A 14,710-nucleotide genomic window follows, 5' to 3' on the forward strand; every position below is an offset into this window, starting at 1 on the left:
GTTACAAATTTATTTTTTGTAAATAAAAAAATGAAAATTTTCTCTTGCTATTTGGTGATGATTTAATAATCATAACCGAGTTCCATCATATGGACAGTATGAAGGACATTTCAACTCCTGTTCCCTTATTCAAAGGGATTAATCGATAGGAATACATTTCTGTATTCCTATCGTTCAACTCACTATTACTCACGGTATAAGCGGTGTTTCTTATCTGTGGTAATAGGATTTTTACTATCTTGTTTCTTTAGTGACGAAATCAATGACTGCTATCCCAACGGGATATTTATGCTGATTTCATTAGCATGATGATAAAGGTGATTGATAGCCGGACGGGGAAGTCTTGTGGGATTTTCACCACATGATGTTTGGGCTGCGAGCCTATCTGTAACGTTAATCGTAAGGAAATAGTATCAATGAGCAAATTAAGCCCACTCTATTGTCTTGACTGTAAAAATATACTGAAAAACTGGATAGAATTTCAGTTGGTGGATGAACAGGGGAAACCCTTGGTCAATATGCCTTATCGTTTGAAAATCCGTGGAAATCCTTTGCTGGGACGTAAAGGCGTTACCGATGGTAATGGATTATTACGGGAAGAAGATATGCCACCCCATCCGGTAACTTTGTATATCAGTGCCCAACCGCTGGCTGATGAAATGGAACAGCGCCCGTTGCGGGAAATACGTGGCGAAGGGGCCTCTGTGGTGAAACCAAAAGCGGAAGCCGAAGGCTATCAATATCGTTATGTGACTATCGGGCAGATCAGTGATGGGTTGCCGGAGATTAAAGATTGGAAAGATTCTAAAGATATTCCACCACCTTATCATTTCCCGGACCCGGAGCCAAAAGGCTATCAGGTTCATCCGGTGAATCGACGATATGTTCTGGAAGTCTGTCCTTTCCGGGCCTGGGTTTTACTGCTACATCATCAAAAAGAGTATTCCATTGTGAATGCTTATAACCAGTGCTTGATGAGCGTACTGGCTTATGCTGATGGGGATGTCGATGTTGAAGGTTCTGTGAAACACTTTTTTAACCGGCAAATGGTGGATGTTTCAAAATTGCCCTATAAAGTGGAAGCATTGTCGGCAACACCTGTGGTTTACGATGTACCGTTTAGTAAACGTTATGCCCGGGTGGAGTTTATTGATTCGCAAGCAGGGAACAACAAACAGGGTGATACCAAACTGTTTTATGCTGCCAGTGAGAAAGATGTGATTGTCAGTTGGCGGGGAACCGCTAGCCTGGATAATTACCTGACTGATGCCACTTTCCAGCCATTGGCTTTAAGTTGCGATGATGACAAAGCATTGTGCAGTGAGTTTATTCATCATGGTAAAGTGCATAAAGGGTTTTGGGAGGCATTTAATCTGGTTGGAAAACTAACAGTTCCCAGCGATGATAAAAAGAAAGAAGTATTCAGTGACATCCAGAATTTGATTAAAAATAGAAAGTTATTTATCTGTGGTCACAGCTTGGGGGGAGCCTTAGCATTATTGCACAGCGCACAACTGAAAGAACACAATCCTTGTCTCTACAGTTACGGGATGCCACGAACACTCACTCGTAGTGCGGTAGAGGAATTATCTTCTATTATCCACTATCGTCATGTTAATGAAGATGATGTAATCCCTGCTGTGCCATTTGAGCAGGATATGGATAATGTTTTTTTCAATTACTGGACGTTGGCGGGGTATGACTGGGAAATTATGAAATTATTGTCACCGTCACCGATTATTCAGGCAATTAAGCAGGCGACAGCCAGTAAAGAAATTTATCTGCATCATGGTAAAGTTGTTCATTTTTTTCAAGCCAACAGTTGTCCAGAATGGCTGATTTCCGCCCGGAATATCTCCCTGATAACCGGTGTTGCTGAAAAAATATTGGATAACACTACAAAACTCTACTTAATTCCTGAGTTAAATCAGGAAACAGAAAAGGATTTTTCGCTGGCCGGTGAGCGGCAAAATGCGTTGTTTAATCAGCTCAGTCAACAAGAAAAAGACAAGTTGTTTGTTGAAAACAGAAGTGCTGATTTGAAAGGTGGGTTCGGTTTTTCTAATCATAGCTCGTATAAATATGCGGGTTATATTGACAAGCGGCTCAGAGAGTTATGCGAACCGGATAAGATTACGGTTTATCAGGACAGTCAGCGTCAATTTAAGGCGAAAATGGATAATCATAAGATGCTTATCCCTGACAATATTTACTACCGAAATCTCTATTTTCTGGATATGGATAAGCAGTTAATAAAATCACTGACGGTCAGCCAGCAGGAAGAACAAGGGGAACTGGCCTTACAGCATTACTGTGATAAAAAGGAACTGTCCGTATGAAAATATTGAAGATAACGCTGTCCTTATTATTTCTCTATTCTATTTACTGGGCGTTTGGTGACACCTTTTTTGACTGGCTTTTTCCTTTTTCACCTGACGAGAAGAAACAGTTGATTACGGTGGAAGGTGTCGTGCCGAAATACACAAAACCGTATGTGTCTGCGCAATATATCTCAAAAGACTGCCTTAGATATCAGTTTGATGCAGGTATGTCGCCTTATCAAGTGCCGACCTATTATGGATTAGATTTGGATGTAAAAGCTGATCCACAAACTGGTTACTTTCAGGCGAAATTGCCTTTCAATGGTGGAGGATGGTGTAAATGGAAAATCAATCAGGCTTCTGTGGCAGTAAGGTATATCGATGTCCGACATCTGGTGAAAGATGCTGTACCGTATGCGGGAACCGGTTTAATTGCATTTGTCAATGATGCAGTTCGGACAAACATTAGCGAAATTGCAGCATTGAATACCATTGATTTCAGCCCAATTATTTACCCTGTTTTGGAAATGGCTGAGGGGAGCCCAAAAAGAATATTTTTACAGGGTAAAGTTAGTATGTATCCCTTTCGATTCAGGTTAACGCCGGATGCTGAATGGAAAATTATCTATAAGCCTAAACTGGATGAAACTAAGATGCCGAAAGTTATTATCACTAACGGAAGGGGAGAATGGGTTGAATATCCCAGAGGACATATTGAAATCAATACCCAAATGGTAGATACCCGTTACATAAAGTAACGTTCTATAAGGTTGTGTTACCAGTTTATCTAAATGCCAACATGAGAATACTGTTATTAAAAGGAACTGTCCGTATGAAAATATTGAAGATAACGCTGTCCTTATTATTTCTCTATTTTATTTACTGGGCGTTTGGCGACACCTTTTTTAACTGGCTATTTCCCTTTTCGTCTGATGGAAAGGGACCGTGGATCACGGTAGAGGGCGTTATGCCGAAATATACAAAACCGTATGTGTCGGCAGAATATATCTCAAAAGATTGTCTTGAGTATGAGTTTAGTGCAGCTATGACACCTCATAAGGTACCGACCTATAACGGATTGAGTCTGGATGTGAAGGCTGATCCAAAAACCGGTTATTTTCAGACAAAATTACCTTTTAGTGGTGGAGGTTGGTGTAAATGGAAAATCAACCAAGCATTTGTGGCAGTGGGGTATGCCGATGTTAGTCATCTGGTAAAAGATGCTGTGCCTTCTTCGGGAACAGGATTAGCTGCCTTTATTAATGACGCAGCGCAAACAAATTATTCTGGCACATTGAATACTATAGATTACAGACCGGTTATTTACCCTATTTTAAACGTGGTCGAGGGATATCCAAACGGAATTTCCTTACAGGGGGAGGTGGCTTTATTTCCTTTTTGGCTGAAATTAATTCCAGGAGCGGAGTGGAAAATCACCTTTAAACCTAAGCTGGATGAAACAAAAATGCCAAAAATTACTGTCACTAATGGAAAAGGCGAATGGGTTGAATATCCTAATGGAAGAATTGACCTCCATCGCCACACAATAGACTACTGGAAAATAAAGTAGCGTTATCAGAGTTTCCAGTAAAAATCATTGGCCGTCAGTCCTCAGGAAGAACAAGGGGAACTGGCCTTACAGCATTACTGTGATAAACAGGAACTGTCCGTATGAAAACATTGAAAATAACGCTGTCCTTATTATTTCTCTATTTTATTTACTGGGCGTTTGGCGATACCTTTTTTAACTGGCTTTTTCCTTTTTCACCTGACGAGAAGAAACAGTTGATTACGGTGGAAGGTGTCGCGCCGAAATATACAAAACCGTATGTGTCCGCGCAGTATATCTCAAAAGACTGTCTTAGATATCAGCTTGATGCAGGTATGTCGCCTTATCAAGTGCCGACTTATTATGGGTTGGATTTGGATGTAAAAGCTGATCCGCAAACTGGTTACTTTCAGGCGAAATTGCCTTTCAATGGTGGAGGATGGTGTAAATGGAAAATCAATCAAGCTTCTGTGACGGTAGGTTATACCGATGTCAGCCATTTGGTAAAAGATGCGGTTCAGGATGAAGGCGCGGAAGGAACAGGTTTAACTGCATTTATTAACGATGCGGTTCGGACATATCTTAACGAAACTGCAACATTGAATGTTATAGATTACCACCCAGTTATTTATCCTGTTTTGGAAATAGTTAACAAATTTCCAAAAAGAATATATTTGCGAGGTGAGAAAGCAATGCGTCCATTCAGGTTTATGTTAACGCCAGGAGCGGAGTGGAAAATTACCTATAAACCTAAGTTAGATGAAACCAAAATGCCTAAAATTATTATCCCACCAGGTAAAGAACCTTCAAGAGTTGAATATCCTGATGGCAGAGTTGATTTAGACAGAGATTCTATTGATTACTGGAAAATAAAGTAGCGTTATCAGAGTTTCCAGTAAAAATCATTGGCCGTCACTCAGCAAAAATAAAAAAGGAAACTGGCTGAAGATCAGAGATTTAAAATATACCGAATAATCAGAGAATATACTAAGGGTCACGCCGTGAGGCGCTCTTGTAAAAGCCCTCAACGGCGTATTTCCGCAATTTATTCACAATAAGCCAATAACGTTTTCTGGCACAGTTGAGAACGAACGCAATCCTCTTGATTAAAATGGATAACACTGACGATTTCATCATCTGAAAATCTTTCCAGTGCATCACGTAATCCTGATACGACGCCAACCGGCAAATCGCATTGACTTATATCACCATTTACAATCACCGTAACATTTTCCCCAAGCCGGGTCAGAAACATTTTCATTTGATTAACAGTGACATTCTGGGCTTCATCCAGAATCACAAATGCATTTTCAAATGTTCTACCCCGCATATAGGCAAAAGGAGCAATTTCCACTTTGCCAATTTCAGGCCGTAAGCAATATTGCAGAAATGATGCTCCCATGCGTTTTAATAAAACGTCATAAACCGGTCGGAAATAAGGGGCAAATTTTTCAGCCATATCTCCGGGCAAAAAGCCGAGATCTTCATCCGCCTGTAATACAGGCCGGGTGACAATGATCCTATCAATTTCCTTATTTATCAACGCATCCGCGGCCATTGCCGCACTGATAAACGTTTTACCACAGCCCGCCTCCCCACTGGCAATAATCAGTTTTTTATAGTTTATTGCTCGCATATAACGCCATTGCGTTTCAGTCCGTGGCAAAATTTCCGAAGTATCCCGGTTATCACGTGCCATACCAATGGCTTCTACGCCACCGAGTTGTACCAGAGAGGTCACATTATCATCCTGATAACATTGATGATGACGCAAATCCCTTTTCATTATCCGTTTTGCCTCTCGACGTGATTTAATCACTGCTTTCTGTCTACTCATAGCAGTATCACCTTATCGTTGTTTTCACCTATCCGGTGTCATATCACCGATACAATAACTACATTCAAATAGATAGGTGCCTCTTTTCCGCTTATTTAGCCCCATAGAAAAACGGTGGTAGAATCGTCACATATATTAATGACTCTGATATTCCCACAGGTTCGCATATCATCGGAATATCAATCATTAACATCACTCACCATTATTTCTATCTAATGAAAACTAACGAATCATTATGACAGTATAATGACAATTTCTAAGTTATAGCAAACAAGCCAGGAACTCTCGATTAAAAATAATCGACAATATCGCTTATTTAACTTTGCGAGAAATTTAATTCATTGAATAATATGACTTAATATTTACAATGATAAGTATTCATTAATCTAAGCTAATGACTTAACATCATAGTAGCCATTATTGATTTGGCTACTATTGGTATTGATACATTCAGTTACCATCCGGCAAAGAAGTTACTATCTGAAAGTACTCTTCTCCACCAAATGGCAACAATATTATTATTGATGACAACAGAGCAAATAGTTAATTATCTGTTTTGTTAAGTACCCTTACAGTTTCCAGCCAATCGAAAACCCGCATTTTTTGCTTCCGTTTCTGTTTTAAAATAGACCGCGTTCTTCTCTTGCATCACCTTATAACCTGAACAATGAGAAAAATGATAGATTTTGCTGTTGTTATTCCCTTTAATTAATCCTGTGGAGGATGCATCAGGTAACACCCGTTGTCTCTGGATATCTGTTTGACTATTTCTCTGCCCTTTTCTCTGCTCGGTTTTGGGAATGCCCGCAGCGGAGTTTTTATGCCACAATTGCCATTTCTGTTCACCGGTAACAAAAGGGTTATGATGCCCCATAATACTAGCAATTCGATTATCTCTCTCCCGCTCCCATTTACTCGGTGGATATTGACGATCCCAAGCGATAAATAATTGCTGTTGTTGACGGGACATGGAAAGATTGTAACGATCGTGCATATAAAAATTTATCCGAGCGACCTGTCCTTTTACTTCATTTCTAGGTTCGAACGTGCGAGATTTAAAATCGACTTTACTGGAACAATGGCCATAATCATTCGACATATTTTTCGGTAACATTCCATAATTGAAATTACTACGATCGCCATTAACCTCACCAATTGATGGAGCTAAATTATGCATATCAGACTCCATTGCCCTGAAAACAGGATCGGAAGAGACACAATTTTTCCTTCCTCCATTTTGCCAACATTGCCGCTGATGACCAAAAACCCAGGCAGGAACAATATGTTCCCATTCAATTCGTTCAGCACGATTCTGCTGTGATCTGACTTGATAACCACACGAAGAAAGAATTGCGCGTCCACCGCTCTTACCTGTCCATTGCCAATGACAACCACAATAAAATGTCCCTTCCCCTGACTTAAATTGATCATGGTAAATGCGTTTACGCAATTCAACTTTAGCTTGTTCAAAGGTAGACGGCGCGGCAAAAGAAGATAAAGGAGCAATTAAGCTGAAACACCCAATATGAATTGCCCAAAAAATAACTTTACGTTTCAATGATAAACCCTACTTATGCAAAAATATCATTCTGATTTTACACTTTTATGTTGCCTCATAATCGACCTATAAGACAAATATTGTTTCTTTGCATTTCTTCTTAGCATCTCTTTTAAAAAGAAAGGCTACTCAATGAACAGGTTGAGATATCACTAGACGGCAGCTATCCCACTATTGTGGAATGATTAATTGGATATAATCAGATCGATATATAAACCATATGCTTTAAAAACGAACGGTTATATCACTCACCACTGGCATGAAAAAATAGAGAATGGAGCTGAACATCAGCCCCGATATTGAGGTCAAAATAAGATACAGGGCCGATACACGGCCCCGCCTTACTACAATTTACTACCAGAATCATTTATTACCAGAAGCGCTGGTACTCTCCATTTCTTTCTGTAACTTCTTTCGTTTCAAGTTCCAGAGTGAATCTTCTGGCATTTGGACCCGAATATCTAAACGGCAAAAATCGGGAATATCGCAATGCTCCCCATCTTGATAGAAGATCTTGTTGCCATTGTCATCAATAGATTTGAGCCGCCAATTTTGAAATCTCTCCGGTAAATGCGCGTGTTGACGATGGAAAGTCTCAATGATAATAGAACCGTCAGGCTGAACATGATCATCAACAAAAATCAGTTCGAGATTATTATTGTCGCGAGGAACGGAAATGCCCCCATGCACACCCCAACCACCATCAGCGTTATAGCCCAAAATATTTAATACACGATATATGCCGGTTCCCTCTTTTATCACTTCTGCACCTTCGGATTCGTTATTAGTCGAGAATGTGCCATCAGGGTAGATTTCTATTACCGGGGAGGCTACCTTGAGGTTTCCGTTGGCGTCTGGTTTAGCGTTCTTATCGTCCCAAAACTTACGTGTAACTTGTCTTTTACTATCGCTATTTATGCTATCTGTACGATATGTATTGCCTTCATGCGCAAAAACCAGCCGGTGACTCCATACCCCGTCCACGCCTTCACTTGATAGGCCATTTACATTACTAAATCTTAATTGAACTCCATACCAATCAGTTGGCAGTCCATATTTAGTGAGGAATGGCGAGTCTGGCCCATACCCGGCACAACCATCGTATAGATTTTCCGATCCATACAAACGAGCAAAACCCATTGAATGCATTGCATTATTAATTGATACTGCGCCTACATCCTCCGCAGTCAAATTAATATCTCCAGTCAACGCCTTATCGTTTATTTTCCGGCTATCAGGTACCCTGGTATTAATATTTCCAAGTAATGAATTAACTATTTCCTTAATCAACTTTTGCGTCACTGCCAATGAGTCACTATCACCAATCACATCGGTAAGTTGAACAATACCTTTTTGTGTTAATGAAGCATTGGGAATTCCTGTTATCGCTTTCTGTTCTAAAGCTTTATTTAACTGCGCGGTGAGTTTAGTTACATTACCATCATCTAAAACATCCTCACCAGTTTGTGTCGCAATAAAATCAGCTACAACCGATGTTATTGTCGTCGCTTGACGAAATATCTTATTTAATACGTAATTATCAATATACTGCCTGTCTGGAAACCCACGCGGTAAATTCGGATCTGTTTCGTAGAGTTGTTGACTGGATACATTAGCGCCATTACCAATAGCAAAAGCTTTAAAATCATTTTTACTCATATACTTTCCCCAAATTAAATAATGTTCATTTATAATCAAAAATATTCAACATCTTAAAATATCCTTATTGATCACCTTCCACTTTTAAAGAAAATAAATTCAAAATCGATCACCAAATCAACTTTACGAACCAGAGTTCATTTTTATATTGACTTTTATACGAATTTCTTTAATCAAAGCACTGATTAAAAAACCAGTGCTTTGTGAATATCTGAGGATTATAAGACGTTAATGGTATTATTCTTGCGGCTTTTCCGGCCAATTAATATCTGGTGCCGATGAAACGTCAACCCGACGCAGTAATACCAAATACTTTTTCCAATCTAGCAATAAAGTTTTTTCCGCTTCCGATGCCATTTCAGTTTCAACCGCATATTGCAATACCGTGATGGCCTCATCAGCTTGCCGACGGAAAATAGCACGTTGTTGTTCTGCCTGTTCAATTTGACTGACTTTTAGAGCTTCAAAGTCCGTTACCCATTTTTCACCATCCCATTGATCAAAATCGGTGGACGGTTGCTCGAATGTTAATGTTTCTGGTAATTCACCCAGTGCAGCCACTTCTTCCTGTGCACCCGCTTGCGTGTTGTAAGCTATTTTTCCACGGTGGTCAGGGACAATTTCCCAATAACTTCCGTCCTCACTGCGACGCACAGCCATATCATCAGAATCGGGAAGATCTGGTGCGTCTAAATAAGAATGCGCTGACACACCGACTCCTTCCGCAACATATTCTAAATCAGAGCCAGAGAATTCTCTCGAATAGGGATTAACATGATAAACTTTTATCCAGCCAGCTTGAATTGCTAATCCGTCTTCACCTAATACAGCGGTTTTAGTATCTAAAATATTTTCTTGTGTCATTATTACTCTACCTTTACGATATTATTCTGCTTTTACGATATAGTTAAATGCGATATTGCGGGGGCGGGTTTCATGACCACCTGTATTATTAGCAATTGATGTAGCAGTAGCGCTATCAAGTACATCACGCCCCAGCGGGAACTGGTATCTATCTACAGGACCTTGATAAATAGAAAGAGATTTCCCATCCAGTGAATGTCCTTTCGTAAGTTGTATTCTTTTTGTATTGTCAGCCTGTGCGCTTAAAATAACACGGCCACTATCAACACCACGCCCATCATCCCAACCACGAATAAACTCACCCCTTAAATCGGGTAATCTACCGTCAGGATAAGCTTCTGCTAATTTCGGGTACTGTGATCGACTAAACGCAGAGCCATTACAAGAGAAATAACCGGAAGGTGGATGGGGTAACGGCCAAGGAATAGGAGAGCCAACAGGAATGTTGGAAATACCTGAAATTTTTTGCTCTAAAGCTTTATCTAAAGCCCTATTGAATCGCACAGTAAGTTTAGTTATATCACCATCATCCAAAACATCCTCACCTGATTGTGTCGCAATAAAATTAGCCACAACAGATGATATTGTTGAGGATTGGCGTAATACCTTATTTAATACATGAGTAGAAACATTCTCAGGTGGAAATCCCGTTTTTAGATTCTGACTTTCTTCATACTTTTCTTGACTGACTACATTAGCATTATCACTAATAGAAAAAGCTTTAAAATCATTTATTTGGCTCATACACCCCTCTTAAATTCAATAATATTATTCAGTAATCAATATATTAAATGGTCGTAAAAACAGCCTCTCTCAATTGGCAATAATTATAGTCTAGTTCAGGAAAAGAATAATGAAATTTATTTTATAACTTATAGGGTTAATTATTTTTGTACAATTGAAAGTAATAAATCATACAACACTCCAATACATTGCAATAAAATACACCCAGATTTATTTGCATTTATCATCTTTTACCTTATCTTTGCCATTTATAACTGCAAATTTTCATGAAAATATTTCCTACCTTTATTAAAACAAATGAAAAAATAATAGTGACAAAAAGTTCTTTCATTGAAAAGTAAAAAGACCACACTATATCGCGGTCTTAAGCAAGGTAACTCACCAGTAAAAATTATTGTTTTTCAGCGAAGAATAGCCTGTAAATTCCCCCTCCAACAATCCCACCAATAATTGGCATCACCCAGAAAAACCATAACTGCTCTAAAGCCCAAGTATTCTGGAATATAGCAACAGCCGTGCTTCGGGCCGGATTGACTGATGTGTTGGTAATAGGAATGCTAATCAAGTTAATTAAAACCAGCGCCAAACCTATTGCTAATGGTGCAAAACCCGGAGGTGCTCGTCTATCTGTCACACCAATAATGACAATTAAGAAAATAGCCGTTAAAACAATTTCAGCTACAATAGCGGATTGAAGTGAGAATCCTCCCGGTGAATGCTCACCAAAACCATTTGATGCAAAGCCGCTCGTGGTCGCATCAAAACCCACCTGCCCACTGGCAATAACATACAGTACCGCCGCAGCAAGAATACCACCTATAACTTGAGAAATAATATAAGGAATAACTTCTACTGCCCTGAAACGACCACCAACCCAAAGACCAATTGTTACAGCGGGGTTAAAATGCCCGCCAGAAATATGCCCAACAGCATATATCATCGTTAATACTGTTAAACCAAATGCCAAAGATACACCGACAAAACCAATCCCTAATTCAGGAAATGCAGCAGAGAATACAACACTACCACATCCCCCAAAAACCAGAACAAAAGTTCCAAGCAATTCAGCTGCTAATTTTCTTAACATGTTTTGTCCTCATCCAGTTTTCAAAACGAGTTACCTTGCTGAAATTAACTATAGCCAATAAATTAAAATCATGCTTATTTTTACTATAACCGTATAAGTCGCTGATTCTTGTGGCATCTTTGCTTGATATTCACTTTAAACCGGGATTTAAGGCAATATCTATCCTGCGCAGATCAACTTTTCGGTGAAAAATGGATAACTTAAAATCAATTATCGCCAAAATAAGTTCAATATTCTGCTTCAACAACAGGAAAATCCGATGCAAAATACCTGCACCGGATTATCACGTCAGTATTGAATAACACAATATCTATACCCGTCATCTTTCAAGTTGCCTCTTTGTTGGCTGCGCTCCCTTGCCGTCGCGATGCATCTTGAAATCCATAGGGTATATTAAGCAATGAGTACTATGTGAAAACTGGTTTTTTCACTACTTAACAAGTCATTCATCTAACTACCAAAACTGAAATATTTGCATATCCGACAATCCCTGAAGCGTTTGAACCTAATAAATGGGTGGAAATATTAGGTCGCCGGGAACCAACAACAATTAAATCTGCTTTAATCTCATTTGCTGTCGATAATACTTTATCCCTCGGTGATCCAAAGGCTACAGAGAAAGAGACTCGCTCTTTTGGCAAGTCTATTTTCTCAGCCACTTTTGCCAATTCCTCTTCTGATCTTGCAATAGACTTCTTGGCAAAAGAGTTAAGCAAGTCATACTGGTAACTATAACTAATTGAAAATCTTGATATATCAGGAACGGCATGGAAAAGATGTATATTAGCATCAGATAACTTCGCTAAATACTCTGCATGTGCAATCGCTTTATCGGTCAATTCATCCTCTGAAATATCCACCGGTACTAAAATCGTTTTGTACATACGCACTCCTATATTTATATACCAAACCTAACTACTTCAATAAGGTATATAAAATATTCCATTATTTGTTGTGAGTTGTTTAACTAAATCAAATAAATTACGATATAGCTCTATTTTTAATCACTCAGAGTCAAGATGCCACTTATGTAATATTCTATGAATAAAAGGGGTTACAACAAGCCCCAAAGTAATAAAGAACACACTTTCCAAAAACACCCCATATATCGCAATAAAATATTTACCGGATAAACTAACAGGAGCGGGATCTAAACCCTGCGACCCCAGCATAGATAAAGCGTTCAACAAAGATTCAGAAAACGTATGCCCTTCTATCAAGTAGAACCCCAGAATACCCGGAATTATCCCAATAAAGAAAAATATTGCAGCAATAAGGTAAAAACGTACCACCCGCCATAAAAAATGGTCCAGACGAATCAGTTTATCAGTAAATTTTTCCATAATTATTGCATCCTCAACAATTCTACGAAACTTTATGCAATCTCAATGAAAATGAAGTCAGAGCAAATTTAATAAAAATAGAGCAGCACAGCGCTAACCAAAACATATCTAGCAAGCCATCCGAAGATGGCTAGCCAATCTCTCCCATTACACCTTATCTGATAACCAAAACAGATGTTGTCGAATATTTGACAACACCAGATGCATTAGATCCTAGCAAGTGCGTTGTAATATTGGGCCTTCTGGACCCAATAACAATAAGATCAGCATTAATTTCTGTAGCTGCTGCTGTTATTTCATCTCTTGGCGACCCAAATGCAATGGAGTAGGATAACCTGTCATCAGGAAAATCGATGGTATCAAGCAGCGTTTTTAAATCATCTTCGGCTTTAATTGTCGCTTTATCCTTAATTTCATCATATCCCAACGAATATGCATTAACAATTGCTGATGAAATTGGCAGTACATGAAGAATATGGAGCTTCGCACCTGTTTTTTTTGCCAAAGACAGTGCATGCTTAACAGCTTTACTCGTTAGTTCATCTTCTGAAATATCTACCGGTACTAAAATAGTTTTGTACATACGCACGCTCCTATATTTACATACCAAACCAGACTACTACATTTAGTATACTCTATATCCTGTTAATTACTATGAGTTATTCAACTATATAGACGCAATGATAAAAATCAAGAAAATCACTTATATTTCATATCGATATAAAGATATTACCCATACCATTCACATAGAATTAACATTGATAAAAGTAAAAACCAATCATTATCATAACAATGAATCTATTATTGTTTGTCATCAATGACGATTACATTACTTATCTGCAAAAGAAAAAGTTAATTGATACCTTTTTTCAATATATCATTCTGTATATAACGATAAAATAACAATTATAATTTAAAGATTTTTCACAAATTATTCTCCTTAACGCACCTTTCTCTATAACCGGACAATTAATATCATTTTTAATTTGTTTATATTACATCTTTAGTTTCATATAGTTATACTAATTTAATGCGCATAATAATATATTTTACAAAAAAACATTATGAAAATAAATACTGTTCACTTCAACCCGTAGCAAAAGAGGGATATACAGGGGCAATAACATTAACCCCTGAGACCTACCTCACTGCCGATATAACGCTTTGATTTGCTGAACCGTATTTTCAAATATCTTAGCCTGTTTTTCATCTCCCATTTCTGCAATAACACGTTCCAAATTCAGTATAACTTTTCCTGCATGAGCTTGCCCCATAGTTTTAAGAATAGAAGCCAATAGAACTTTCAAACATGTCACCTCTGTTGCCAGAGTTTCAGAATCGGATGAAGGAATTAAATCAATTTTATTCATAGTCGTTACCCGTTTACGTATTAATTACGTTATGAAAATAATAATTATACCACATAATTCATCCCCTATTTTTATACATTTTCCAAATAGATCTACGCAAAAAGACGTTAAATTGTTGTTAAAACCATTTATTTTATAAATATTTATTTAGTTATTAATTTCATCATAATCAGAATATACAGAGTGTTCTTGTTGAAAATAAATAATACTTGCTATCGCATAAAATAATTCTCTTTTGTCTTTGGAAGAGATAAGTATAATATTCACATTCCTGATGAACTTTTAGGATAATTTATCTATTCTATTGTTTTATATAATCTTTACTAAAAGTCAAAAAATAGGCAGTTGAAGTTAACTTTTCTGAAACAAATTCAATAC

At 38.2% G+C, this 14,710-nt stretch carries 14 protein-coding genes; 4 read left to right on the forward strand and 10 right to left on the reverse strand.

Going from position 1 to position 14,710, the window contains the following annotated elements; all coding sequences use genetic code 11:
• Nucleotides 1-416: 416 nt before the first annotated feature.
• The 4 genes from EAE91_RS10320 to EAE91_RS10335 all read left to right on the forward strand — a co-directional run bounded on the left by EAE91_RS10320 (nucleotide 417) and on the right by EAE91_RS10335 (nucleotide 4,748).
• A complete protein-coding gene (locus tag EAE91_RS10320; RefSeq protein ID WP_214088425.1) occupies nucleotides 417-2,339 on the forward strand; it encodes a lipase family protein in 1,923 nt (640 codons plus the stop codon).
• Nucleotides 2,336-3,079 carry a hypothetical protein gene (locus tag EAE91_RS10325; RefSeq protein ID WP_214088426.1) on the forward strand — a complete coding sequence of 248 codons (744 nt, stop codon included), beginning with the start codon at nucleotides 2,336-2,338 and terminating at the stop codon, nucleotides 3,077-3,079. Before EAE91_RS10320 ends, EAE91_RS10325 begins: the two co-directional genes overlap by 4 nt.
• A gap of 74 nt (nucleotides 3,080-3,153) precedes the next feature.
• On the forward strand, nucleotides 3,154-3,891 hold the full coding sequence (locus EAE91_RS10330; protein ID WP_214088427.1) for a hypothetical protein: 738 nt from the start codon (nucleotides 3,154-3,156) through the stop codon (nucleotides 3,889-3,891).
• A gap of 101 nt (nucleotides 3,892-3,992) precedes the next feature.
• Nucleotides 3,993-4,748, forward strand: a complete 756-nt coding sequence (locus tag EAE91_RS10335) for a hypothetical protein (RefSeq protein ID WP_214088428.1) — start codon at nucleotides 3,993-3,995, stop codon at nucleotides 4,746-4,748.
• A gap of 167 nt (nucleotides 4,749-4,915) precedes the next feature.
• On the opposite strand, the gene phoH is transcribed toward EAE91_RS10335, so the two are convergent.
• From phoH to EAE91_RS10385, 10 genes are all read right to left on the reverse strand, one after another.
• Nucleotides 4,916-5,707, reverse strand: coding sequence for a phosphate starvation-inducible protein PhoH (phoH, locus tag EAE91_RS10340; RefSeq protein ID WP_214053190.1), 792 nt, complete (start codon nucleotides 5,705-5,707; stop codon nucleotides 4,916-4,918).
• A gap of 559 nt (nucleotides 5,708-6,266) precedes the next feature.
• Entirely contained in the window at nucleotides 6,267-7,265 is a 999-nt protein-coding gene (locus EAE91_RS10345) for an endonuclease (protein ID WP_214088429.1), read from the reverse strand.
• Between the two features lie 363 nt (nucleotides 7,266-7,628).
• Nucleotides 7,629-8,924: a phage tail protein gene (locus EAE91_RS10350; RefSeq protein WP_214088430.1), complete on the reverse strand. Its 1,296-nt coding sequence runs from the start codon at nucleotides 8,922-8,924 to the stop codon at nucleotides 7,629-7,631.
• Between the two features lie 237 nt (nucleotides 8,925-9,161).
• A complete protein-coding gene (locus tag EAE91_RS10355) occupies nucleotides 9,162-9,788 on the reverse strand; it encodes a tail fiber assembly protein (protein WP_214088431.1) in 627 nt (208 codons plus the stop codon).
• Nucleotides 9,789-9,809: 21 nt separating this feature from the next.
• Entirely contained in the window at nucleotides 9,810-10,532 is a 723-nt protein-coding gene (locus tag EAE91_RS10360; protein ID WP_214088432.1) for a phage tail protein, read from the reverse strand.
• Between the two features lie 391 nt (nucleotides 10,533-10,923).
• Nucleotides 10,924-11,619, reverse strand: a complete 696-nt coding sequence (aqpZ, locus tag EAE91_RS10365) for an aquaporin Z (protein WP_214088433.1) — start codon at nucleotides 11,617-11,619, stop codon at nucleotides 10,924-10,926.
• A gap of 446 nt (nucleotides 11,620-12,065) precedes the next feature.
• On the reverse strand, nucleotides 12,066-12,503 hold the full coding sequence (locus EAE91_RS10370; protein ID WP_214088434.1) for a universal stress protein: 438 nt from the start codon (nucleotides 12,501-12,503) through the stop codon (nucleotides 12,066-12,068).
• Between the two features lie 120 nt (nucleotides 12,504-12,623).
• On the reverse strand, nucleotides 12,624-12,962 hold the full coding sequence (locus EAE91_RS10375; RefSeq protein ID WP_214088435.1) for a hypothetical protein: 339 nt from the start codon (nucleotides 12,960-12,962) through the stop codon (nucleotides 12,624-12,626).
• Between the two features lie 154 nt (nucleotides 12,963-13,116).
• Nucleotides 13,117-13,545, reverse strand: a complete 429-nt coding sequence (locus tag EAE91_RS10380; RefSeq protein WP_214088436.1) for a universal stress protein — start codon at nucleotides 13,543-13,545, stop codon at nucleotides 13,117-13,119.
• Nucleotides 13,546-14,107: 562 nt separating this feature from the next.
• A complete protein-coding gene (locus EAE91_RS10385; protein ID WP_214088437.1) occupies nucleotides 14,108-14,332 on the reverse strand; it encodes a DUF2594 family protein in 225 nt (74 codons plus the stop codon).
• Nucleotides 14,333-14,710: the final 378 nt, after the last annotated feature.

This window comes from Photorhabdus noenieputensis (assembly GCF_018448935.1).
GTDB lineage: Bacteria > Pseudomonadota > Gammaproteobacteria > Enterobacterales > Enterobacteriaceae > Photorhabdus > Photorhabdus noenieputensis.

What these genes read in the sequence shown, in the direction of transcription:
- EAE91_RS10320 (WP_214088425.1), top strand. Translation starts at nt 417, where the DNA reads ATGAGCAAATTAAGCCCACTCTATTGTCTTGACTGTAAAAATATACTG.
- EAE91_RS10325 (WP_214088426.1), top strand. Translation starts at nt 2,336, where the DNA reads ATGAAAATATTGAAGATAACGCTGTCCTTATTATTTCTCTATTCTATT.
- EAE91_RS10330 (WP_214088427.1), top strand. Translation starts at nt 3,154, where the DNA reads ATGAAAATATTGAAGATAACGCTGTCCTTATTATTTCTCTATTTTATT.
- EAE91_RS10335 (WP_214088428.1), top strand. Translation starts at nt 3,993, where the DNA reads ATGAAAACATTGAAAATAACGCTGTCCTTATTATTTCTCTATTTTATT.
- phoH (WP_214053190.1), bottom strand. Translation starts at nt 5,707, where the DNA reads ATGAGTAGACAGAAAGCAGTGATTAAATCACGTCGAGAGGCAAAACGG.
- EAE91_RS10350 (WP_214088430.1), bottom strand. Translation starts at nt 8,924, where the DNA reads ATGAGTAAAAATGATTTTAAAGCTTTTGCTATTGGTAATGGCGCTAAT.
- EAE91_RS10355 (WP_214088431.1), bottom strand. Translation starts at nt 9,788, where the DNA reads ATGACACAAGAAAATATTTTAGATACTAAAACCGCTGTATTAGGTGAA.
- EAE91_RS10360 (WP_214088432.1), bottom strand. Translation starts at nt 10,532, where the DNA reads ATGAGCCAAATAAATGATTTTAAAGCTTTTTCTATTAGTGATAATGCT.
- aqpZ (WP_214088433.1), bottom strand. Translation starts at nt 11,619, where the DNA reads ATGTTAAGAAAATTAGCAGCTGAATTGCTTGGAACTTTTGTTCTGGTT.
- EAE91_RS10370 (WP_214088434.1), bottom strand. Translation starts at nt 12,503, where the DNA reads ATGTACAAAACGATTTTAGTACCGGTGGATATTTCAGAGGATGAATTG.
- EAE91_RS10375 (WP_214088435.1), bottom strand. Translation starts at nt 12,962, where the DNA reads ATGGAAAAATTTACTGATAAACTGATTCGTCTGGACCATTTTTTATGG.
- EAE91_RS10380 (WP_214088436.1), bottom strand. Translation starts at nt 13,545, where the DNA reads ATGTACAAAACTATTTTAGTACCGGTAGATATTTCAGAAGATGAACTA.
- EAE91_RS10385 (WP_214088437.1), bottom strand. Translation starts at nt 14,332, where the DNA reads ATGAATAAAATTGATTTAATTCCTTCATCCGATTCTGAAACTCTGGCA.